The sequence below is a fragment of the Deltaproteobacteria bacterium genome (assembly GCA_003194485.1).
Taxonomy (GTDB): domain Bacteria; phylum Desulfobacterota; class Dissulfuribacteria; order Dissulfuribacterales; family UBA3076; genus UBA3076.
Map to the genome: position 1 here is coordinate 194,321 of PQXD01000001.1, position 2,080 is coordinate 196,400.

Sequence of the window (2,080 nt, forward strand, 5' to 3'; positions counted from 1 at the left end):
CTGGCTATGGTGGTATTTTTACCCATAGCTTGAGAAAAGACGATCACAGCTTGCCTCTGAAGGCTCAAAAGAGCCTCCTGTGCTGCGTCACAAAATTCGCCTGCGCTTATATGAAATATCCAGGCCTATCTTACCTTTCTTGACGCTAACAAGCCAGTATGTTAATAGTTTTTCGCCAGTGGGGCTGTAGCTCAGCTGGGAGAGCGCTTGAATGGCATTCAAGAGGTCAGCGGTTCGATCCCGCTCAGCTCCACCAATTTGAAAAATTACTATGGCCGTTCACGGTTGAAAGGTTCAGGGTTCACTGAAAATTTAAGCCGTTGATTCATAAGTTCTGAATGGAGGTTGAATTTTAAGAAAGATAACCTTGAACAGTGAACCTTATGAACCTTTGAACGCTCAGAGATTACTGTAAGGAGGGCCCTTTCCGGGTTTTTCTTAGTAAGCGGAGGTCCCTGCTAATGAGAAATCGGCCTTCTTCTGAAGCAGGGACCTTATTGTTTATGGTCCGGAGACCGGCGGGAAATGCCTGATTTCAAAAACAGGGATAAAGACCGGGACCGTGATTTCAAGCTCCGTGAAGAGGAGCTGATACTCAAGGTCACAAAGGAGATAGTGGTAAAATTTATAGAAATGGGGAAGCTCACACCCACTTCCTTTGAAGAGGTCTTTGAGCTTGTATATCGAACAGTTGCATCTGCCAAATCAAGACATGGCGGGTAACCATAGTTGACAGGTTCAGGGGTTCAAAGGTTCAGGGGTTCAGGGGTTCAGGGGTTCAAAGGTTCAGGGGTTTAAGGGTTTAAGGGTAACCGGTCACAGGGTGGGATCTTCTGGAAACGATTTGCGTTACCCCTGCAGTTTTATCGGCTTTTGCAGCGGGGGAAACCCCGGCTCCGGAGCGAAGCGGAGGAGAACGGGGAGGAGGCAAGACTCCCCCGCTGCAAAAGCCTTATAAAACAAGGGGCGAGAACATGTTGAAAGAAGATCCCACCCTGTGACCGGTTACGTTTGAGGTGCGAGGTTAGTTAAGGTTAACAAAAGAAAAGCAACCTTGAACGGTGAACTTCTGAACCTTTGAACGCCTATCCCGTGTTCGAATCATCCTTTCAGTTCGTTGAGGGCGTCGCTTATCTCCTCTTGAAGCTCTTCTATCACCAATTCAGGAGAATCTGATCGGCTTATGGGCCTGCCGACTACGAGATAGTCAGCCCCGCTGGCAATTGCCTGTCTTGCAGTTGCTATTCTTTTCTGATCATCTTCCGGAAGCCTGCCGCTTTTGGAAGGTCTTATGCCGGGTGTAACAATGATGAAATCCTTTCCAAGCTCATTCCGGAGGTCGGCGACCTCAAGCCCTGAGCAGATTATTCCATCACAGCCAAGTTTCAGCGCATTTCTTCCCCGAAAGAGCACCAGCTCTTTTACGGTTTTCTCCTGTCCCGGCTCCCCGGTCTCCCGGTCACCAATGCTCGTGAGGACCGTAACTGCCAGCAGCTTTATATCTCCTTTGGCTTCATTAGCCGCCTTCAAAATCGGTCTGTTCCCGTGGACAGTCGCAAAGGTAATTCTATGGCCTCTGAGCTGTGCAACTGCCAGCGCTATTGTCTGTGGAACATCAAAGAACTTAAGGTCCAGCATCAGCTTGAATCCCTGGCGTGTAATCCAGTCCACAATTTCAAATCCACATGAAAGGAACAGTTGAAGACCGACCTTATAGAACCTGATTTTGTTGCCCAGCCGCTTTACCCAAGCCACAGCCTCCTCTGGCGTTGGCACATCAAGGGCAAAGATTATTCTCTCTTCCAGCGGAATATGGGTTGGGCGTTTTTTCATGTTTTTTACCTCCGTAGAACAGAATCGATGCCGGCAATTGGTTCAAATGTCAAGGAATTTCAGCGGATGCGGTCCTGAAATGTCGACCAGGCTTAATGAGTGAGGATTCATCTGGATATTTCATATAAGATACAGGCAGCAAGCACCGGGTAGGCTGCTTGCCATACAATTACTGCCATTGGTCTGAAGATTCTTTCATAGAGCAACCATTTTTTGAGTCAACTCCTCAATTTTTCTAATTTTTTTT

At 47.7% G+C, this 2,080-nt stretch carries 2 protein-coding genes and 1 tRNA gene; 2 read left to right on the forward strand and 1 reads right to left on the reverse strand.

From position 1 onward, the window contains the following. The first annotated feature begins 180 nt into the window (after positions 1-180). Both C4B57_00975 and C4B57_00980 read left to right on the forward strand, forming a co-directional pair. Positions 181-256, forward strand: a tRNA-Ala gene (locus tag C4B57_00975). Between the two features lie 269 nt (positions 257-525). Beyond that, a complete protein-coding gene (locus tag C4B57_00980) occupies positions 526-723 on the forward strand; it encodes a hypothetical protein (protein PXF56055.1) in 198 nt (65 codons plus the stop codon). Positions 724-1,101: 378 nt separating this feature from the next. Here the strand turns inward: C4B57_00980 and C4B57_00985 are convergent, their stop codons facing one another. Then, entirely contained in the window at positions 1,102-1,833 is a 732-nt protein-coding gene (locus tag C4B57_00985; GenBank protein PXF56056.1) for an orotidine-5'-phosphate decarboxylase, read from the reverse strand. Between the last annotated feature and the right edge of the window lie 247 nt (positions 1,834-2,080).